Source organism: Neolewinella xylanilytica, assembly GCF_002934605.1.
GTDB lineage: Bacteria > Bacteroidota > Bacteroidia > Chitinophagales > Saprospiraceae > Neolewinella > Neolewinella xylanilytica.
Genome location: NZ_PTJC01000006.1, coordinates 1,050,948 through 1,072,644 on the forward strand (window position 1 = coordinate 1,050,948; position 21,697 = coordinate 1,072,644).

The following is a 21,697-nucleotide window of genomic DNA, read 5'->3' on the forward strand; positions in this document are numbered from 1 at the left end:
CCACGTGCCATTTGCCACGCCCATGACCGTCCTGCTGAACTACGCCGATCACCATTTTCGCCGCGCTCAGCAACGCAATACTAAGTCAGCCAGGAGGGTTGGCGGTTTTGACGAAGTGAGAAGCTACTGCCCGCAAGACATCGACCCTACCTTCCGCCGGGCGCACGAGGGTATTCTGAACCAGGAGAAAGGCGCGGGATACTGGCTGTGGAAACCCTATTTTATCGTGCGGACGCTCAATGACCTACCGGATGGGACCTGGCTTTTCTACTGCGACGCCGGTGCCCATTTCGTGAAGCCCGTTGACTTACTCATCCGGGCCCTGCATCCGTTCGATCAGGATGTTTTTCCGTTTTCGCTACACAACCACCCGGAATTGCACTGGACCAGGCCCGAGGTGTTTTGGGAGCTGGCACCCGGTCGATACGATTTGCAACTAACCGAGCAGCGTATAGCCACCTGCCATTTGTGGCGCAATGGTCCGGAGGCCAAAAACTTTGCCGCCAGCTGGCTGGAGTATGCATCCAGGCCCGAACTTTTGCTGGATCCTTCGGAGCCGGACACCATCGGTAACGGCTTTCTAGCTCACCGGCACGATCAATCCATCTTTAGCGTGCTCAGCAAACTGCATAACCAACGAGCGTTTCGCGATCCCAGCCAATTCGGGAACGGACGAATCGGCTCCTCCCCGAATTCCCCTTACCCCCAGATTATCGAATTGACCCGTAGACGGGATGTGTCATTGGCCGGAAGGATAAAGCGTTTCCTCAAGTCCTTTCTGAATGGGTGATCGCAACCCTATATCTGACAATTCGGGAGTAGAGTAGGGTAGCGAGCGACCTACCAGACGGGGCAATCGGGTGCCAGCCCGTAGCTTTGTGACCCGTACCGACCCACCGCCCTTGGAGATCCGTCAATTCATCGCCCATTTGGCTCATCAGCGTCGCCTGAGCGAGCACACCGTCAGTGCGTATGAAGGCGACCTGCAAGGGTTTGCCCGATACTGCGAAACGGCTTACGACGTCAGCTCCGCCGCCGAGGTCAATCGGGGGATGGTCAAAAGCTGGCTGGCGGAATTGCACGGGGAGGGCATGGCGGCCACGAGCATCCGTAGGAAACTCTCCGCGCTGAAGGCCTACTACCTTTTTCGGCAGATGCAGGGCCAACAGGAGCATAATCCGACCAAGCGTATCCCTACGCCACGGATCGGCAAGCGGCTGGCGGCCACTATCCCTCGCGCTGATCTGCAACGGCTGTTCCAGACTTTTCCTGATCCGACGAAAAATGAAGATTATTTTCTGTTACAGGATCACCTGATGCTGTCTTTGCTTTACCAGGCCGGATTACGGCGGGCAGAATTGATCGGAATACGGGTGAGTGACCTGAACAGGGAAAAGGGAGCCTTATTGGTTCGGGGAAAGGGAAACAAGGAGCGGATCGTACCCTACGGACCGGGACTGGCGGAATTGCTGGATCGGGCCCTGTTCCTGCGCTCCGGCGCGAAAATCGAAATTCCGCAACTACTCGTTACGGAAAAGGGTAAACCCTTGTACCCCAAATATGTATACAATAAAGTAACCCGGTATTTGGGGGGGGTGACGCGGGAGGCAAAGAAAAGCCCGCACGTTCTGCGCCACAGTTTTGCCACCCACCTGACCGAAGCCGGTGCCGACCTCAATGCCGTCAAGGATCTGTTGGGCCACGCCAGCCTGGCAGCAACCCAGTTGTACACGCACAACAACCTGGAACGGCTGCGGGAAGTGTACCGCAAATCACATCCGGAAGGGGGAGGAGAAACAAAGGGTTAAAATTTCGTCCGCAGTTGCTTTGTCAATTGTACGAAAGATATTACCTTTGCAATCGCTTTGGGAAAACGTCCCCGAGCAGACTTGAAAACAGGCAGAGATTTAAGGTTTCAGACCGGTGTAGCTTCCCAACGGGTATCGGGAATGCCACAACGATTCGCAAACGGCTATTCACTAATCAGCCGGTATAACTTCCCGGTAGCTATTGGGAGTAGAACCGCTGGTTTTTGATCAGCTACTCGTTCATCAGCCGGTGTAGCTCAGTTGGTAGAGCAGCTGATTTGTAATCAGCTGGTCGGCGGTTCGAGTCCGTCCATCGGCTCCGTTACCGGACTTTACCTTTGAATCTCGTACAGTAGAAAATGGGGGTGCGCCACAGTTGGAGAGGTGGGCTGGACTGTAAATCCAGTGTTTCGGCTGAGTAGGTTCGAATCCTACCACCCCCACATTTTTTTTCATTTTACCAACATGCGGAAGTAGCTCAGTTGGTAGAGCATCAGCCTTCCAAGCTGAGGGTCGCGGGTTCGAATCTCGTCTTCCGCTCCAAAGGATCCACGATGGTGGGTCTGGAGATTAATGAGAGTAGCTCAGATGGTAGAGCGGCTTATTTGTGGGCTAGTTTTTGGGGCTCCCGCCCCTAAGACCGCATAACCCCACATAACGCACCAAGCTGAGGGTCGCGGGTTTGACCCGACCGAGGGGAGAGCAGCGCAGCTAAACTCGTCTTCCGCTCCAAACGAAGCACCGCAACGGCGGTGCCTCGCAATTTTTTACAACATCAACCATGTTGCCGACGTAGCTCAGGGGTAGAGCACTTCCATGGTAAGGAAGGGGTCGTGAGTTCAATTCTCACCGTTGGCTCAAGGGTAATACTCTTCCGGTTCGGTTGATCCGGAGGTAGGGGCGGCCGAGGTTGCGGTCGGCACCCTGATTAAGCACCATTTTTTAATTTCAAAATAGGACATCCTAAGATGGCTAAGGAAAAATTTGAAAGAACTAAACCCCACGTTAACGTGGGTACCATCGGTCACGTAGACCACGGTAAGACCACCCTCACCGCAGCTATCACCACCGTTCTCTCGGAGTCAGGTGGTGCTAAGAAGATGGATTACGATACGATCGACTCTGCCCCCGAGGAAAGAGAGCGTGGTATCACCATCAACACGGCTCACGTCGAGTATGAGACGGCTAACCGTCACTATGCTCACGTTGACTGCCCGGGTCACGCTGACTACGTAAAGAACATGGTAACGGGTGCCGCCCAGATGGACGGTGCTATCCTGGTAGTGGCCGCCACTGACGGCCCGATGCCCCAGACCCGCGAGCACATCCTGCTGGCTCGCCAGGTAGGCGTTCCCAACATCGTCGTCTTTATGAATAAGGCCGACCTAGTTGACGACGAAGAGATGCTCGAGCTCGTTGAAATGGAAGTACGCGAACTGCTCAGCCAGTACGAGTACGACGGTGACAACGCCAGCATCATTATCGGTTCCGCCCTCAAGGCACTCGAAGGAGACGCCGACGGTAAAGCCAAGATCATCGAACTCATGGCCGCTGTCGACAACGATATCCCCGAGCCTGAGCGTCTGGTTGACCAGCCTTTCCTGATGCCCGTTGAGGACGTATTCTCTATCACCGGTCGTGGAACCGTTGCAACCGGTCGTATCGAGCGGGGCGTGATCAACGTAGGTGACGGTGTTGAAATTCTCGGCATGCAGGCTGCTGAAGCCAAGCCGTTGACTTCTACCATTACGGGTGTTGAGATGTTCCGCAAACTGCTCGATCGCGGTGAAGCCGGTGATAACGCCGGTCTGCTGCTTCGCGGTATTGACAAGGAAGCCATCAAGCGCGGTATGGTAATCTGTAAGCCAGGCAGCGTTAAGCCCCACAGTCACTTCAAGTGTGAGGTATACGTACTGTCGAAAGAAGAAGGTGGTCGTCACAAGCCGTTCTTCAATGGCTACCGTCCTCAGTTCTACTTCCGTACCACGGACGTAACCGGCGACATCACCCTTCCCGAGAACGTGGAAATGGTTATGCCAGGCGATAACGTTACCCTGGAAGTTAAGCTGCTGAATACCATCGCTATGGAGAAAGGTCTTCGCTTCGCTATCCGCGAAGGCGGTCGTACCGTAGGCGCCGGTCAGGTAACCGAAATTCTGGCCTAAGAACCATCGGGGCTTCCGCCCCCGGTTTTACTATAAAAAGTGGAAGTTAAGTGCCCGAATGAGGGTACTTAACTTTCGCATTTAGGAAGTACGAATTTTAATGTGCGGAGTAGGGAGTTGAAAGGTCCGAGTAAGCTGTCAAGCACCTTTTTATCCCGTGTCTCTCCGTTAGATTTCGTACTTCAACTTACGGGTGTAGCTCAATTGGCAGAGCACTGGTCTCCAAAACCAGGGGCTGGGAGTTCGAGTCTCTCCACCCGTGCTTACTTTACAAGGGATGCGCAGTCCCTTCACTCTTCAACCCTTCCCTTTCTCATGGATAAGCTAGGACTATACTTACGGGAAAGTTATAACGAGCTGGTCCACAACGTGACCTGGCCTCCGTATTCTACGCTCCAGACCAATACCGTATTGGTGCTGATCGGTTCCGCCATTTTCGCGCTGCTGATTCTAATGATGGATTTCGTGTGGAAGAATGTCGTGGATTTTATCTACAACAGCGCGGTTTAAGCATACTTCGAAAACAGCATGGCAGACAACAAATGGTACTCGCTGCGGGTCATCAGCGGCAAGGAAAAAAAGATCAAGGAACGCATCGAGAAGGAAATCGAGCGGAATGACTGGGGTAGCCACGTCACCAAGATCGTCGTGCCAACGGAGAAGGTGTATAAGATTCGTAGCGGTAAAAAGGTGATTTCCGACCGGAACATTCTACCGGGCTACATTTTGGTAGAAGCCGACCCTTACGCCCTGAATGCGGAAGTAGTCGATGCCATCACCAGCCTGCCGAATGTCATTCACTTTCTCGGCAAGAGCGAGCCCGTACCCATGCGGGAATCGGAAGCTAACCGATTGCTCGGTAAGGTGGACGAGAGCCTCGAAGCCGGCGATACCATGATCGAGCCCTTCATCGAGGGGGAAACGGTGAAGATCATCGACGGCCCCTTCAACGAGTTTGTCGGCGATATTCAGGAAGTCAACGAAGAGAAGAAGAAACTTAAGGTCATCGTCAAGATCTTCGGCCGCGGTACGGAAGTCGAGTTGAACTTCATGCAGGTCGAGAAACAATCGTAAATAATTATCATTCCAACCGTCGGAGGTGTCCGTTAAGCAAAACGCGGTCCCCGTTCGTACGACACAAATAAGTCAGCATGGCTAAGGAAGTAGAAACCTTTATTAAACTTCAGGTCCGCGGAGGAGCGGCCAATCCCGCCCCGCCGGTGGGTCCGGCACTGGGTGCCAAAGGTGTTAATATCATGGAGTTCTGTAAGCGGTTCAACGCCGCTACCCAGGACAACCAGGGTAAGATCCTCCCGGTCGTAATTACGGTATACCGCGACAAGTCCTTCGACTTTGTCATCAAAACGCCCCCCGCCGCCGTCCAGCTACTGGAGGCTGCCAAACTCAAAGGTGGTTCCAAGGAATCCAACCGGAACAAAGTGGGCAAGGTAACCTGGGATCAGGTACGCACCATCGCCGAGAACAAAATGCCCGACCTCAACGCCTTTACGGTGGAGAGCGGAATGAAAATGGTGGCCGGCACCGCGCGGTCCATGGGTATTACCGTAGAGGGAACTCCCCCCTGGGAAGCCTAATTGCCGCGTACCCTTCATCACATTATTTCAATCAAGTAGGGAGCACGCCCGTTGGCGTGCGCTATAAACCTCAAAATCTTTCATAATGGCTAAACTTAGTAAGGCGCGCAAAGCCGCCACTGAGAAAGTCGATGCGACTAAGCAGTACAGTCTCGATGAGGCAATGACGCTCGTAAAGGAGGTCAATACGGCGAAGTTCAATGCATCGGTGGACGTTCACGTCCGTCTGGGGATCGACCCCCGCAAAGCTGACCAGGCCCTTCGGGGTACCGTTACGCTTCCTCACGGTACCGGTAAGACCAAACGGGTACTGGCCTTCGTAACTCCCGACAAGGAAAAGGAAGCACTGGATGCCGGTGCGGACTACGCCGGTCTGGATGACCTGGTAGCAAGAGTTACCGATGGTTGGACGGACTTCGACGTTGTCGTGGCCATGCCACAAACGATGGCTAAAGTAGGTCGCCTCGGCCGGGTACTGGGTCCACGTGGCCTTATGCCCAACCCGAAAACGGGTACCGTAACGATGGATGTAGGCAAGGCTATTTCTGACGTAAAGGGAGGAAAGATTGCTTTCCGGGTTGACAAATTCGGTATCGTCCACAGCAGCATCGGCCGCGTTGAATTCAGCCCCGAGCAGCTTAAGGAGAATGCTAACGAATTACTCGGAACGCTCGTGCGTATGAAGCCGAGCAGTGCCAAGGGCAACTACATGAAGTCCGTCACCATTGCGTCCACGATGAGCCCCGGTATCAAGGTCGACCCGAAGACCATCGCCTAACCGTCCCAAACGAAAAATCATGAATAAGACAGATAAAGCGGCGGCCATTGAATCCTTAAAGGAGCGGTTCGCTAACAATGAATACTTCTACATCGCCGACGCTTCGACGCTATCCGTAGAGCAGGTGAACAAGCTGCGCGGGATTTGCTTTAAAAGAGGCGTCAGCATGCAGGTGGTGAAGAACACCCTGGCGCGCAAAGCGCTCGAGCAACTGCCGGAAGAGAACAACTACGCCCCCTTATTCGATGCACTGAAGGGCCCGACGGCCATTCTGTTTGCTGAGGTGGGCAACGCACCGGCAAAGGTCATCAAGGAGTTCCGGGAGGAAAAGGGTGAACGCCCCATCCTTAAGGCTGCTTACATCGCCACTTCGATTTACAGTGGCGACAATCAACTCGATGTCCTCGCCAAGCTCAAGTCGCGCGACGAAGTACTCGCCGACATCCTTACCCTTCTCCAGAGCCCGATGCAGAATCTGCTCAGCGGCCTGAAAGGACAGGGATCGAAACTGGCCGGCGCGCTCAAAACACTCGAGGAACGCGAAGCGTAGCTCGCGCGGGCGTCGCCCGTTCTCCTAGTTCATTAGCCTTTTCGTTCGTCAGCGCTTACGCCCATTTAAGCAGGGCGGAATCTTACAGACGAAATGGCTATAAACTAAATCACTAATTAACTGGCTTCCAAGCTGATACGCGATACTCTTATCGTAATCACTTTTAAATACTTTATTATTATGGCAGACGTAAAAGCAATTGCCGACTCGCTCGTAGAACTGACTATCAAGGACGTTACCGAGCTCCTGCAGATCCTTAAAGACGAACACGGCATCGAGCCCGCAGCCGCCGCAGTAGCGGTAGCAGCTGGTGGAGGTGGCGAAGCCGCCGGCAGTGCCGAGGCTGAGCAGACCGAGTTCGACGTCGTACTGGAATCTGCCGGTGGCAGCAAGCTCAAAGTCGTGAAGGAGGTCAAGACCCTACTCGGTCTCGGTCTGAAAGAAGCTAAGGAAATGGTCGATGGTGCTCCAGCCACGATCAAGTCTGGCGTGGATAAGGCTGAAGCCGAAAGCATCAAGGCCGCCCTCGAGGAGGCCGGTGCCACGGTTGCGGTGAAGTAATTCAGTGCCCTCCATCAAAGGATATAAGCGCGGGGCGATAGCCCATGGCCGTCACCCCGTGCTTCTTCCTTCTTTCGTTAGGCTTAGCGGACAACGGTCCGACTGGGCCATTCGCGTATAAGAAATCACCTGCGGGTGCAACCAAACCGGGTTCCTTCGTGTTGACATACTTCGCGATGCCCCATACCGCCGGGAACATTTTCCCGGTTTATATACCATATCATCCGGTCTTCGGCCACCGCGGAAGGCTATCGACCGGTTAAACCAAGGAATGCTAATGACGTCAAACGGCCAAATTCTTAATGCCGAGGAGCAACGGGTAAGCTTCGGCAAGATTAAGCTAACCGATCATTCTCCCGATCTCTTAGAAATACAACTAAAATCTTTCCAGGAATTTTTCCAGCTGGAAACCACCCCCGAGAATCGGTCCCACGAAGGATTGTACCGGGTGTTCCAGGAGAACTTCCCCATTTCCGATACCAGGAACATCTTCAATCTGGAGTTCCTGGATTATTTCGTTGACCCCCCTCGGTACACCATCGAGGAGTGTATGCAGCGCGGGTTAACCTACAGCGTACCTCTTAAGGCAAAACTGCGGCTCTCCTGTAACGATGAAGAGCACGTGGACTTCAAGACCATCGTCCAGGACGTGTTTTTGGGAAATATCCCTTACATGACCGGCAAGGGAACGTTCGTTATCAACGGCGCCGAGCGGGTCATCGTATCCCAGCTACACCGTAGCCCCGGCGTATTTTTCGGTCAGAACTTCCACCCCAACGGTACGGCGATCTACTCCGCCCGGGTTATTCCCTTCAAGGGAGCGTGGATGGAATTCGCCACCGACATCAATACGGTGATGTATACCTACATCGACCGGAAGAAGAAGTTCCCCGTAACGACCCTGCTGCGGGCCATTGGTTACGACTCCGATAAGTCGATCCTTGACTTGTTCGACCTTGCCGACGAGGTGGCGAACACCCGGGAAGCCCTCACCGCGGCAATCGGTCGCAAACTGGCAGCCCGCGTACTGCGTGCCTGGACGGAAGACTTCGTCGACGAAGACACCGGCGAGCTGGTCATCCTCGAGCGGAACGAAATTATTCTGGAGCGCGATACCGTCCTGACGGAGGACAACATCGAAGACATCCTGGCCGCCGACGGCATCGAGAACATCATCCTGCAAAAGGAGGATGTTTCCATGGACTACAGCATCATCTACAACACCCTGCAGAAGGACCCTTCCAGCAGTGAGATCGAAGCGGTGCAGTATATCTATCGGCAGCTGCGCGGCAGTGATCCACCGGACGAAGAAACCGCACGCGGTATTATCGACAAGCTGTTCTTCAGTGACAAGCGGTATAACCTAGGCGAAGTAGGACGCTATAAGATCAACCGTAAGCTTAACGCGGGCACCGATGACGAGATCCTGGTACTTACCAAGGAAGACATCATTGCCATCGTCAAGTACCTGGTAGGTCTGATGAACCAGCGCGCCGAGATCGACGATATCGACCACCTCAGCAACCGGCGGGTACGTACCGTAGGCGAGCAGCTTTATGCCCAGTTCGGCGTAGGTCTGGCCCGTATGGCCCGTACTATTCGGGAGCGGATGAACGTGCGCGATAACGAGGTCTTCACCCCGATTGACCTGATCAACGCCCGTACGCTTTCCAGCGTCATCAACTCCTTCTTCGGAACCAGCCAGCTTAGCCAGTTCCTCGACCAGACTAACCCCCTCTCCGAAATTACCCACAAGCGACGGATTTCCGCCCTCGGACCCGGTGGTTTGAGCCGCGAGCGCGCCGGATTTGAAGTTCGTGACGTTCACTACAGTCACTACGGCCGTCTGTGTACGATCGAAACGCCCGAAGGACCGAACATCGGACTCATCTCGACCCTCTGCGTTCACGCCAAAGTGAATAAGATGGGCTTCCTGGAGACGCCCTACCGTGCGGTAGCGAACAGCCAGGTGGTCATGGACGGTGACCCGATCTACCTCAGCGCCGAAGGCGAAGACTTCAAGAAGATCGCTCAGGCGAACGCCACGATCGACGAAAAAGGAGCCTTTACCGGCGATCGCATCAAGGCCCGGGATCACGGCGACTTCCCCGTGCTGGAACCCGCCGATATTGAGTTCATGGACGTTGCGCCTAACCAGATCGTTGGTGTTTCCGCTTCCATGATTCCCTTCCTCGAGAACGATGACGCCAACCGCGCCCTGATGGGATCGAACATGCAGCGCCAGGCCGTTCCCCTCCTGAAGCCCACCAGCCCCATCGTGGGTACCGGCCTTGAGGGTAAAGTAGCCCGTGACAGCCGCATGCTCATCAATGCAGAAGGTGCCGGCATCGTAGAGTACGTCGACGCGAATGAAATCATCGTGCGCTACGAGCGGACCGACGAAGACCGTCAGGTATCCTTTGACGATGATACCAAGACTTACCGGTTAACCAAGTTCCTCCGTACCAACCAGGGTACTTGTATCAACCTGAAACCGATCGTCCGTCGCGGACAGCAGGTCAAAAAGGGCGATATTCTCTGTGACGGCTACGCAACGGAAAAGGGCGAACTGGCACTCGGACAGAACCTCAAAGTGGCCTTCATGCCGTGGAAGGGGTACAACTTCGAGGATGCCATCGTACTAAGTCAGCGCGTCGTCCGCGAAGACATCTTCACGAGCCTGCACATCGAACACTTCGAACTCGACGTGCGCGACACCAAACTCGGTGAGGAAGAACTGACCAACGATATCCCCAACGTCAGCGAGGAGGCCACCAAGGATCTCGACGAGAACGGAATCATCCGCGTCGGCGCCTGGGTCAAGGAAGGTGACATTCTCATCGGCAAGATCACTCCGAAGGGGGAAAGCGACCCGACGCCGGAAGAGAAACTGCTTCGGGCCATCTTCGGTGACAAAGCCGGAGACGTGAAGGATGCTTCGCTGAAGGCCAGCCCCTCACTCAAGGGAGTTGTCATCGGTAAGGATCTCTTTAGCCGCACCAAGAAGGAGCAGTCACAGAAGGATGCCGAAAAGCTCGAGCTACAGAAACTGGAAGACGAGCACAAGGTCAACCTGAATAACCTGAAGACCGTCCTCGTAGACAAACTAGACAAACTGGTACGCGGTCGCGCTAGCCAGGGGGTCAACACCATCTACGGAGAAGGAGTGGTGCCGAAGGGCGAGAAATTCACCCAGAGCCTGCTGCGCGAGGTAGACTATACCACCATCGACTACAGCGGTTGGACTACCAGCGACGAACTCAACCTGCTCATCGCCCGCCTGCTGCACAATTACAGCATTAAGGTCAACGAGGAGGTCGGTCGCTACAAGCGCGAAACCTTCAACATCAGCGTGGGTGACGAGCTGCCCGCCGGCGTACTGAAGCTGGCAAAGGTGTACCTCGCCAAGAAGCGTAAGCTTAAAGTGGGGGACAAACTTGCCGGTCGTCACGGCAACAAGGGTATCGTAAGCCGGATCGTCCGCGACGAGGACATGCCGTTCCTCGAGGACGGTACCCCGGTCGACATCATCCTCAACCCGCTGGGTGTGCCTTCCCGGATGAACCTCGGACAGATCTTCGAAACCGTACTCGGATGGGCCGGTGAGAAACTCGGTATGAAGTTCGCTACACCCATCTTCGACGGCGCCAGCCAGGACGAGATCGAGGAGTACATTCAGAAGGCCAAGCTGCCCAGCTTGGGGCAGGCATTCCTCTACGACGGCGAGACGGGAGACCGCTTCCACCAGCAGGCCACGGTAGGCGTGATCTACATGCTGAAGCTGAGCCACATGGTGGACGACAAGATGCACGCCCGTTCGATCGGACCGTACTCGCTCATCACCCAGCAGCCGCTCGGTGGTAAGGCCCAGTTCGGTGGACAGCGCTTCGGCGAGATGGAGGTTTGGGCACTCGAAGCTTTCGGTGCCTCCAACATCCTGCAGGAGTTGCTTACCATCAAGTCGGATGACATTCAGGGACGTGCCAAGGCCTACGAGGCGATCGTCAAGGGCGATAACCTTCCCGAGCCGAATATCCCCGAATCGTTCAACGTACTGGTGCACGAGCTCCGTGGTCTGGCGCTGGACGTGAAGTTCGATTAGGTTAGGATGCCCCTCCGCCAGGCAACCATCAATCCCGAACGCGGGATTGGTCATCTATAAAATCAAGTTTTGGCGGCGGAGCGCAGGTGCAATTCCCGCGTCCCGCCGCCCGAACTACCCTATAAAATAAACTATGGCTTTTAAGAAGACTACTAACCTCCAGAAGCAGGACTTCGACGCGATCACCATTAGCCTGTCTAGCCCGGATGATATCCTGGAGCGCAGCTACGGTGAGGTCTTGAAGCCCGAGACCATCAACTACCGGAGCTATAAGCCCGAGCGTGACGGTCTTTTCTGCGAGCGGATCTTCGGCCCGGTAAAGGATTACGAGTGCTACTGTGGTAAGTACAAACGGATCCGGTACAAGGGCATCGTCTGTGATCGTTGTGGGGTCGAAGTGACCGAGAAGAAAGTACGTCGCGAGCGTATGGGCCATATCCGGCTCGTCGTACCGGTAGTACATATTTGGTTCTTCAAGTCGCTGCCCAACAAGATCGCCTACCTCCTCGGCTTCAGCTCGAAGTTCCTGGAGAGCATTATCTATTACGAGCGCTACGTGGTCATCAATCCCGGCATCCGGGAGAGTGAGGAGATCATGCACAAGACGCTCCTTACCGAGGAACAGTACCTCGACATTCTGGAAACCCTGCCGGCCGAGAACCAGCAGCTCGAAGACGGTCATCCGGATAAGTTCGTCGCCAAAATGGGTGCCGAAGCGATCCGCGATTTGCTCGAAGGGCTTAAACTGGACGAACTGAGCTTCCAGCTGCGTCACCAGGCTAACACCGAAACGAGCCAGCAACGTAAGAGTGAAGCACTGAAGCGGCTACGGGTGGTAGAAGCTTTCCGCGATGCGCAGGAAAACGTTACGAATAAGCCAGAGTGGACCATCATCCAATACCTGCCCGTAGTTCCCCCGGAACTGCGTCCGTTGGTACCCCTGGACGGTGGTCGCTTCGCCTCTTCCGACCTCAACGACCTGTACCGTCGGGTGATCATCCGGAACAACCGCCTCAAGCGCTTGCTGGAAATCAAGGCGCCCGAGGTCATTCTCCGCAACGAGAAGCGGATGTTGCAGGAAGCCGTTGACAGTCTCTTCGACAACAGCCGTAAATCCAACGCCGTAAAGGCCGAAGGAGGTCGCGCGCTGAAGTCGCTGTCCGACATCCTCAAGGGTAAGCAGGGTCGTTTCCGCCAGAACCTGCTTGGTAAGCGTGTCGACTACTCCGGTCGTTCGGTTATCGTGGTAGGACCTACGCTGAAATTGCACGAATGTGGTCTGCCGAAGGGTATGGCCGCCGAGCTCTTCAAGCCCTTCATCATCCGTAAGCTCATCGAGCGCGGTATCGTGAAGACGGTGAAATCGGCCAAGAAACTTGTCGACCGCAAAGAGCCCGTAATCTGGGAAATCCTGGAGAACATCCTGCGCGGTCACCCCGTACTGCTCAACCGGGCTCCGACGCTTCACCGGCTTTCGATCCAGGCTTTCCAGCCCAAGCTGATCGAGGGTAAGGCGATCCAGTTGCACCCGCTCGTCTGTTCGGCCTTCAACGCCGACTTCGACGGTGACCAGATGGCCGTGCACGTACCGCTGAGTCAGGCAGCTATCCTGGAGGCCCAGGTACTGATGCTGTCGGCCCACAACATGTTGAACCCGCAGAACGGAACGCCCGTGACCCTGCCCAGCCAGGACATGGTACTCGGTCTCTACTACATTACCAAGCAGCGTCGCAGCGAAGGGGAGATCAAAGTAAAGGGAGAGGGGCGCAAGTTCTACAGCTCCGAAGAGGTGATGATCGGCTATAACGAGGGCAAGGTAGACCTGCACGCCGTCATTCACTGCCGCGTTCCCATGGAACAGGAAGACGGAAGCCTCAAGCTGAAACTGATCGAGACCACCACCGGACGGGTGATGTTCAACTCCGCGGTTCCCGAAGGCATGCCCTTCCAAAACGTGCTGCTGACCAAGAAGAACCTGAAGCTGGTTATTGCCGATATCCTCGAGCGGTCCAACTTCGCCGTTACGGCCACCTTCCTCGATAAGATCAAGGATATGGGTTTCACCTGGGCGTTCAAGGGCGGTCTGTCCTTTAACCTCGGTGACCTCATCTCGCCTTCCGTCAAGCAGGACGTGCTCGATCAGGCACGTGCCGAGGTGGACGACGTGATGGACAACTTCAACATGGGTCTGATTACCAACAACGAGCGGTACAACCAGATCATCGACAAGTGGACCTACGCCGACAACCAGATCACCAATACCCTCATGCAGGAGTTAGCCACGCACAAGCAGGGCTTTAACTCGGTCTACATGATGCTGGACAGTGGTGCACGGGGTTCTACCCAGCAGATCAAGCAGCTCTGCGGACTGCGCGGTCTGATGGCCAAACCGAAGAAATCGAACGACAGCGGCCCGGCCGTTATCGAAAACCCGATCCTCTCGAACTTCGTGGACGGACTCTCGGTGCTCGAATACTTTATCTCTACCCACGGTGCCCGTAAGGGTCTGGCGGATACGGCCCTTAAGACGGCCGACGCCGGTTACCTGACCCGTCGACTCGTCGACGTCGCGCAGGACGTAGTAGTCATGGAAAACGACTGTGAAACCCTCCGGGGCATCGATACGTCGGCGCTCAAGGAGAATGACAAGGTCGTAGAAAGCCTGACCAGCCGGATCGCCGGCCGCTTCGCGCTGCACGATATCGTTCATCCCGTTACCGATGAGGTGATCGTGAAGGCAGACGAGTACATTGACGACCGTACCGCCAAGTACATCGACGACGAGGGCATCGAGGAGGTGACCATCCGTTCGGTACTTACCTGTGAGGTCAAGCGGGGCGTCTGCGCCAAGTGCTACGGCAAGAACCTAGCTACCGGACGGCAGGCCGAAATCGGCGATGCAGTCGGTATCATTGCCGCCCAGTCGATCGGCGAGCCCGGTACCCAGCTGACGCTGCGGACCTTCCACGTCGGTGGTATCGCATCGGTAACCCGGCAGGAAAGCGAACTCGTTTCCAAGTTTAACGGTAAGGTCGTCTTCGACGGCGTCCGTATCGTTACGGCGGAAAATGACATGGGCGACAAGCAGGACGTTGTTCTTTCCCGGTCCGGCGAAGTCAAAATCGTCGACCCCGAAACCAGCAAGGTTTACGCTACCCACCACTTGCCCTACGGTGGTACCATCCACATCAAGGACGGACAAACCATCAAGAAAGGTCAGGTCATCGTGGAATGGGATCCGTACAACGCGGTAATCATCTCCGAATTCAAGGGTACGGCCCGCTTCTCCGACATCGACGAAGGTGTTACCTTCCGTACCGAACGGGACGACCAGACCGGCTTCGAGGAGAAGGTGGTTATCGAGACCCGCGACCGTAAGAAGATTCCCACCATCGCTATCCTCAGCAACGACGGCGAGGAACTACGGAGCTATAACCTCCCCGTAGGTGCTTACATCAGCATCGAAGACGGCGCGAAGGTTGTTGTAGGGGAGAAAATCGTTAAGATTCCCCGGAAGTTGGGTAAGATCGCGGATATCACCGGTGGTCTGCCACGGGTTACGGAACTCTTCGAGGCCCGGAACCCCAGCAACCCGGCCGTTGTATCCGAGATCGACGGTGTCGTTACCTTCAGCAAGAAGATCAAGCGCGGCAACCGCGAACTGATCGTCGAAGCTAAAGACGGACAGAAGCGCAAATACCTGATCAACCTGAGCAAGCACATCCTGGTCCAGGATCAGGATTTCGTTCGGGCCGGTATGCCCCTCTCCGACGGCGCCATCGCTCCCCGCGATATCCTCGATATTAAAGGTCCCTTCGCCGTACAGACCCACCTGGTCAACGGCGTGCAGGAAGTTTACCGCTCGCAGGGTATCACGATCAACAACAAGCACATTGAAGCGATCGTCCGTCAGATGATGCGTCGGGTGCAGATCGTAGATAGTGGCGACACCAGCTTCCTCGAAGGAGAAGCCGTCGAGCGCTACGAATTCTTCGAGCAGAACGACTGGATCTTCGACAAGAAGGTCATCACCGATGCCGGAGAAAGCGAGAAGCTCAAGGAAGGACAGATTGTCACCATGCGTCAGGTCCGTGAGGAAAACAGCTACCTGAAGCGGAACGACCTGAAGAGCGTGGCTTACCGCGATGCTCAGGCTGCTACCAGCTTCCCGCTGTTGCAGGGTATCACCAAGTCGAGCCTCGGTACGCCGAGCTGGATCAGTGCCGCCTCCTTCCAGGAGACGACCAAGGTGCTCTCTACCGCCGCGATTGCCGCCAAGCGCGACTACCTCGAAGGACTCAAGGAGAACGTCATTGTCGGTAAGCGGATTCCCGCCGGTACCGGTATGCGCCGCTACGACCGCCTGTTCGTGACCACGAAGGAACAGCAGGAGGCATGGGAGGCCCGTCAGGCCGCCTTTGCCGAGGAAGAAGCCGCTACCCGGGCCGCCGAAGAAGCCGAATTGGCTTCCGAGGAACCGGCCGAATAGATCGATTTCGAAATGTACATGCAACGCCCCGCCGGTCTTCCCGGCGGGGCGTTTTATTTTGGACCATGATCTACGTTCATTTCCACCTCAGTCGAGAAGAAGCCAATTACCTCTCCGACCGGATAGGACAGCGCAGCGTGGCGTTTGCCGCCGGAGAATCCGAGGACGAACAACAGCGGATGTGCCGGGATGCGGAAATCATCCTAGGCAATCCACCCGTCGCATGGTTGCGCGATGTTGGCGATCTTCGATGGATGCAGCTGTCATCTGCCGGTTTCAGACCTTATACCGCACTGGCTGACGAAAAAGTAAGCTTTCAAATCACCAATTGCGCGGGGCTGTTCGGGACGCCGGTGGCGGAGACGGCCCTAGCGGGTATCCTGGCGCTACTACGGCGGATTCCGACATTCGTACGCGACCAGGAGCAACGGCACTGGCGGGGCGCGGCTATCCGTCCCGAACTCGGGACCCTCTCCGGTAAACGTGTCATCGTGCTTGGGAGTGGCTCCATTGGCGGTAGGTTCAGACAGTTACTGGACGGATTCGATTGCCGGGTAGCGACCATGGGCAACCATAATGTTGCCGACTTTCACACGCTGCGCGAACTCGACGCCAGGCTTCCGGAGGCGGACGTCGTGATGGCGGCCCTGCCGGACACGGAAGCGACACGCGATATGTTCGATGCCCCTCGGCTGAGCTTGCTATCGAGTACTTGTATATTCGCTAACGTGGGGAGAGGTAACCTGGTAGATGAACAGGCACTACTGGCCCGCTTAGTGGACGGGACTTTAGGTGGGGCGGTATTGGACGTCACGCGCAACGAGCCCCTGGGCCAAAACGATCCACTCTGGAAAGCCCCCCGCACCGTGCTTACCCAGCACAGTGCCGGCGGAGCACAGGATGAACGTCGCAGGATCATCGATCGCTTTCTCCATAATTTAGCCCGGTACGACAGGGGGCGGCAGCTCGATTACTCGGTAGATCTGCACCGGGGGTATTAAGCCGGCCCGAATGTTATATTCGGAATAGATCAAGCAAAAAGGGGCGACGTAGCGCGGGTGTCTTCCTACTTACCTTGGAATTAGAAATTTCGACCCGTAAATCCCGCACCGATCGCTACTCTTTCGGTGTCGCCGCCCGAGCACCTTTCAGATGGGAGTACATACCAAGAACGAGTTGGTCATCGCGCTGGATGACTATTCCAAAACGCCGAAGTATCTGCAACTGGCGAATACCATCGTGCATGCCATCGAAGATGGGTTGCTCGCGGTGGGGGATAAGTTGCCTTCGGTCAACCGCTTATTGATCGAGCACGATATTTCGCGGGATACCGTGGTCCGAGCCTACGACCTACTGAAAAAGGAGCAGGCCATTGAGAGCGTTCCCGGAAAGGGGTACTACGTCAAATCCAAGCAGGAGGGTAAACGTCCACGCATTCTGCTGTTGTTCAACAAACTCAGCGGGCACAAAAAGCTGATCTACGATGCTTTCACGGAGACGCTCGGAGACGGGGCCAGCATTAATTTCTACATTTACAATAACGATTTTAACCTGTTCAAGCGCATCATTCAGAATGGCCTGAATAAGGACTACACCCACTTCGTACTGATCTCCCATTTTCTTGAGGGGGGAGAGCACGCCCTGGATGTCATACGGACCATACCACCGGAAAAGCTGGTGATTTTGGATAAGAAAGTCGAAGGAATCACAGGGGAATTTGCCGCCATTTATCAGGATTTCGAGCACGATATCTATCACTCGCTTTCGGAGTTGAGGGAAAATCTCTCCCGGTACCAGCGGCTGAAACTGATTTTCCCCGACTATACCTATCACCCGCGGTCGATTAAGGATGGTTTCCTCAAATTCTGCGCGGAATATGCTTTCAGCAACCAACTGGTGAGCGACATCGGGGCGGATACCATCGAGAAGGGCGATGCCTTTATTAACCTCATGGAAGACGACTTGGTAACCCTCATCAAGCGGTCCCGGAAACTCGGCCTCCGAATCGGTCAGGACGTGGGAATTATATCCTACAACGAGACGCCGCTAAAGGAAATCTTGTTGGATGGCATCACGACGGTGTCGACCGATTTTACCCTGCTCGGTAAGACCGCGGCAGAATGTATCCGGGGGGGTAGGGGGATTCATCGGGCTAATCCCTTTCACATCAAGGTGAGAAATTCCCTTTAAAATTTCCGTGTTTCCGAAGGTAAGGGATTCCGGATGACGCCACCTCCTGCGCTCGTCGCCCCACTCCCGTCCCTACGATTTTCACTCCGCATTTCGGCTGTTCCCATACCTGCTTTCGGGGCTGAGCATCTAAAGCTCACGCCGTTGAGCACGAAGCCTCTCGATCTCCGTACCGCCATGCGGGGTATACGTTGTTTTATTATTCTCAGAACAGTGCAGAACAGTTGTGAAGATTTGGTCGGTTACCTTCAAGGCGAATTTTATTCTGATCATGCAATAGGCAAATCCGCCGCCGCGGTTTTTTGCCACCAACTCACGGATTATGAAACTGGAAAGATATCAACCGGCCGCCTGCCAAAAGGTCGTGCTATTCCTGCTTTTTCTGTTGGCGACGACGACCGGTTGGTCGCAGCGCACCATCACCGGTACGGTACAGGACGCCGAAACCAACGAGCCGCTCATCGGGGCTAGCGTGACGATTGAAGGCCAGTCCGGTTTGGGTACCGTGACCGATTTGGATGGCAGTTTCTCACTGGAGGTGCCGGAAGAAACGGAATCCATCGATGTTTCCTATACCGGCTACACGACCGAATCGGTGCCCATCACCGGCCGCTCCGAGGTAACGGTGAACCTGACCAATGGCGCGTTGCTCAACGAAGTGGTGGTGATCGGCTACGGCACCCAAAAGAAAGCGGACGTTACCGGGGCGATCGCCAGCTTTGATGCGGAGAATCTGGATGAAAGACCGATCGCCCGGGTCGACCAGGCTCTGGTAGGGCAAATGGCCGGCGTGCGGGTTCAGCAGACTAGCGGACTGCCGGGCGCCGGATTCAGTATCCAGATCCGTGGAACGGGATCGATCGGTGCCAATAATGAGCCCCTCTACGTTGTCGATGGCTTTCCCCTGGAAACCGCCGGGCAGAATAGTGGCGGAGGCTTTGGCCAGGGTAACCCGCTGGACAACATCAGCCCGAACGACATCGCCTCGATCGAGGTGCTCAAGGATGCCGCCGCCGCCGCTATTTACGGGTCCCGTGCTTCGAATGGCGTGGTGCTGATCACCACTAAAAAAGGCGGTCAGGGCGGCGCTCAAATTTCCCTGAACACCAGCTACGGTTGGAACAAGACGGCCAAGAAACTAGACGTGCTCAGTGCCGAGGAATGGATTGACCGGGCTTCGGAAGTGATCGACTACAACTGGGTCAACTCCGGCGAGGGGCGCACCGCCGATCAGACGGCCGCGGAACGGGAAGCCATCATCGGCGGTTTCAACAATAACCTGATCAAAGATCCCCGGTGGGACCAGCCCGGTTACCCCGGCCTTCAATTCGTGGACTGGCAAGACGAACTGTTCCGTACCGGGGCGGTGCAGAACCATACGCTCTCCGCCCGGGGAGGGAACGATATCGTTCGCTACTACGTATCGGGAGATTACCTCGACTCGGAAGGTATCGCCATTGGCGTCGGTTACAAGCAATATTCCGCCCGCGCCAATCTTGAGGTGTCGGCCAGCGATCGCCTGACGTTGGGATTGAACGTCTCCCCATCCTACTCCATCGCGAACGATCCGGGGGTAGAGGGTAAGGACCAACAGATGCACATTGCCGCGGGCATGGCACCGGTGGTAGACGACTCCGTTGGACTGAATTACAATACCGGAGAATTCGGTCTGTACAACTGGGGAACCTCTCGCTCTAGCCCGGTCCGGGTTGTCGAGAACTCCATCGGAGAAAGCAAAATCTTCCGCACGATCAGTACGCTGTTTGCCGAGTATCGGTTACTGGACGGCGTTCGGTTACGCTCGTCCTTCAACCTCGACAATGCCGATCAGACGCAGAAGCGGTATACCCCGTCTTTCGTGACCCGTAACCGTACGGCCGGTGGAGACTTCTCCGGATACCGTCGGCAGACCTTCGTGAACGAAAATACGGTGTCCCTGGACCGCACTTTCGGTTCCATTCACAATGTTTCGGCGGTGCTGGGTACCTCCTACAACACCTCCAAATTTGACAATTTCGCTATTCGGACGGCGGGTGGCTTCAATTCAGAAGTGATCACCACCCTGAACGCGGCTAACATTAACCCGAACAGCACCTTTACGGCCGAAACGGAAAATACCCTGATCAGCTTCTTCGGTCGCGTACAGTACAACCTGAACGATCGCTACCTCATCACCGGATCCCTTCGTCGGGACGGCTCCTCCCGCTTTGGGCCCGAAACCAAGTGGGGAACCTTCCCCTCGATGTCATTAGGCTGGCGCATTTCGGAGGAACCATTCATGCAAAATATTTCCACGATCAACACCCTGAAACTACGGGGTAGCTGGGGTATCTCCGGCAACAACGGTATTGGTAACTACTCCCACGTCTCCATTCTCGGATTTGACAACTACAGCTTCGGTGGTTCACTAGCGGCCGGGCAGGTTCCGACCAACTTCGCCAACTCTTCCCTCAGCTGGGAAACCTCCGAGACGGTGAATGTCGGCCTTGACCTGGGTTTTTTCGAAAACCGCATTTACACCTCATTCGACGTGTACACCAAGCGCAATTCGGATTTGCTGCTGAGTATCCCCATTCCTACCGCCGTAGGCTTTGGCTCTGCGCTGACGAACATCGGCGAAGTACTCAACCGCGGTTGGGAGTTCGAACTCCAGACACAGAACCTGACCGGCGAATTCCGCTGGTCCACCAACCTGAACTTCAGCCACAACAACAACGAAGTGGTTCAGCTCGGTCCGGAAAACGCTCCGATCCTGGGTGGTGCATGGGATATTAACCACAACATCCTGATGGTAGGGGAGCCGATGTACTCCCTGTATGTCGTTCAGCAGGACGGCATCCTAAGCCGTGAGGACATCGAGGCGGGTGTGGCGCTGTACGGTAACCAGGTAGAGGGGGACCCACGCTACGTCGATGCCGACGGCGACGGGGTGATTACGCCCGATGACCGGGTACTGTCCGGCCACCCTAACCCGGACTACGTCTGGGGGGTCACCAACACCTTCCGCTGGAAAGGATTCGACCTGAGCGTACTCGTCCAGGGCCAATGGGGTGGTCAGATCTACTCCACCTTTGGCCGGGGGCTCGACCGTACCGGAATGGGATTCGTGGAAAATACACTGGGGCTACACCGGGACCGGTGGCGCAGTGCCGAGGATCCGGGTGCCGGGGAGCGGGGAAAAGCTTACTCCTCCTTCGGCCGTATCAAGAATACGGACTGGCTTTATCCCAGTGACTACTGGCGCGTGCGCAACATCACCCTGGGGTACGACCTCGGAAGCCTCATCAACGTGCGGGGAATCAGCAATGCCCGGCTGTACACCAACATCGAAAACTACTTCGGCGGTGACCAGTACGACGGCGGCTACAATCCGGAGGCCGTGAATAGTGACGGTGACGACTACGGAGCCTTCCCGCTATCGAAGTCCATCGTTTTCGGCCTCAACCTTAGCTTCTAAAT

The 21,697-nt window shown here is 55.6% G+C and carries 14 protein-coding genes and 5 tRNA genes; all 19 read left to right on the plus strand.

Going from position 1 to position 21,697, the window contains the following annotated elements; genetic code table 11:
* Positions 1-4: 4 nt before the first annotated feature.
* The 19 genes from CLV84_RS13710 to CLV84_RS13805 all read left to right on the plus strand — a co-directional run bounded on the left by CLV84_RS13710 (position 5) and on the right by CLV84_RS13805 (position 21,695).
* The gene (locus tag CLV84_RS13710) at positions 5-790 is read left to right on the plus strand and encodes a hypothetical protein (RefSeq protein ID WP_170067706.1); all 786 of its coding nucleotides are present in this window, start codon (positions 5-7) and stop codon (positions 788-790) included.
* Positions 791-902: 112 nt separating this feature from the next.
* Positions 903-1,808: a tyrosine-type recombinase/integrase gene (locus CLV84_RS13715; RefSeq protein WP_170067707.1), complete on the plus strand. Its 906-nt coding sequence runs from the start codon at positions 903-905 to the stop codon at positions 1,806-1,808.
* Between the two features lie 246 nt (positions 1,809-2,054).
* Positions 2,055-2,127, plus strand: a tRNA-Thr gene (locus CLV84_RS13720).
* 42 nt (positions 2,128-2,169) lie between these two features.
* Positions 2,170-2,251 (plus strand) — tRNA-Tyr (locus CLV84_RS13725).
* A 24-nt stretch (positions 2,252-2,275) separates the two neighbouring features.
* Positions 2,276-2,351 (plus strand) — tRNA-Gly (locus CLV84_RS13730).
* A gap of 243 nt (positions 2,352-2,594) precedes the next feature.
* Positions 2,595-2,666 (plus strand) — tRNA-Thr (locus CLV84_RS13735).
* 110 nt (positions 2,667-2,776) lie between these two features.
* The gene (gene tuf / locus CLV84_RS13740) at positions 2,777-3,973 is read left to right on the plus strand and encodes an elongation factor Tu (protein ID WP_104420359.1); all 1,197 of its coding nucleotides are present in this window, start codon (positions 2,777-2,779) and stop codon (positions 3,971-3,973) included.
* A 189-nt stretch (positions 3,974-4,162) separates the two neighbouring features.
* Positions 4,163-4,235: transfer RNA gene (locus CLV84_RS13745), tRNA-Trp, on the plus strand.
* A gap of 53 nt (positions 4,236-4,288) precedes the next feature.
* Positions 4,289-4,483, plus strand: a complete 195-nt coding sequence (secE, locus tag CLV84_RS13750) for a preprotein translocase subunit SecE (RefSeq protein ID WP_104420360.1) — start codon at positions 4,289-4,291, stop codon at positions 4,481-4,483.
* A gap of 18 nt (positions 4,484-4,501) precedes the next feature.
* Positions 4,502-5,047, plus strand: a complete 546-nt coding sequence (gene nusG / locus CLV84_RS13755) for a transcription termination/antitermination protein NusG (RefSeq protein ID WP_104420361.1) — start codon at positions 4,502-4,504, stop codon at positions 5,045-5,047.
* A gap of 77 nt (positions 5,048-5,124) precedes the next feature.
* Positions 5,125-5,568 carry a 50S ribosomal protein L11 gene (gene rplK / locus CLV84_RS13760; protein WP_104420362.1) on the plus strand — a complete coding sequence of 148 codons (444 nt, stop codon included), beginning with the start codon at positions 5,125-5,127 and terminating at the stop codon, positions 5,566-5,568.
* Positions 5,569-5,653: 85 nt separating this feature from the next.
* Positions 5,654-6,346 carry a 50S ribosomal protein L1 gene (gene rplA, locus CLV84_RS13765; RefSeq protein WP_104420363.1) on the plus strand — a complete coding sequence of 231 codons (693 nt, stop codon included), beginning with the start codon at positions 5,654-5,656 and terminating at the stop codon, positions 6,344-6,346.
* 19 nt (positions 6,347-6,365) lie between these two features.
* A complete protein-coding gene (gene rplJ / locus CLV84_RS13770; RefSeq protein ID WP_104420364.1) occupies positions 6,366-6,896 on the plus strand; it encodes a 50S ribosomal protein L10 in 531 nt (176 codons plus the stop codon).
* Between the two features lie 180 nt (positions 6,897-7,076).
* Complete coding sequence (rplL, locus tag CLV84_RS13775; RefSeq protein WP_104420365.1) at positions 7,077-7,457, plus strand: 50S ribosomal protein L7/L12; 381 nt, start codon at positions 7,077-7,079, stop codon at positions 7,455-7,457.
* 277 nt (positions 7,458-7,734) lie between these two features.
* Positions 7,735-11,559, plus strand: coding sequence for a DNA-directed RNA polymerase subunit beta (gene rpoB / locus CLV84_RS13785; protein ID WP_104420367.1), 3,825 nt, complete (start codon positions 7,735-7,737; stop codon positions 11,557-11,559).
* Between the two features lie 133 nt (positions 11,560-11,692).
* On the plus strand, positions 11,693-16,048 hold the full coding sequence (gene rpoC, locus CLV84_RS13790; RefSeq protein ID WP_104420368.1) for a DNA-directed RNA polymerase subunit beta': 4,356 nt from the start codon (positions 11,693-11,695) through the stop codon (positions 16,046-16,048).
* Positions 16,049-16,113: 65 nt separating this feature from the next.
* The gene (locus CLV84_RS13795) at positions 16,114-17,049 is read left to right on the plus strand and encodes a D-2-hydroxyacid dehydrogenase (protein ID WP_170067708.1); all 936 of its coding nucleotides are present in this window, start codon (positions 16,114-16,116) and stop codon (positions 17,047-17,049) included.
* A 151-nt stretch (positions 17,050-17,200) separates the two neighbouring features.
* Positions 17,201-18,238 carry a GntR family transcriptional regulator gene (locus CLV84_RS13800; RefSeq protein WP_104420370.1) on the plus strand — a complete coding sequence of 346 codons (1,038 nt, stop codon included), beginning with the start codon at positions 17,201-17,203 and terminating at the stop codon, positions 18,236-18,238.
* A gap of 322 nt (positions 18,239-18,560) precedes the next feature.
* The gene (locus CLV84_RS13805; RefSeq protein WP_104420371.1) at positions 18,561-21,695 is read left to right on the plus strand and encodes a SusC/RagA family TonB-linked outer membrane protein; all 3,135 of its coding nucleotides are present in this window, start codon (positions 18,561-18,563) and stop codon (positions 21,693-21,695) included.
* Positions 21,696-21,697: the final 2 nt, after the last annotated feature.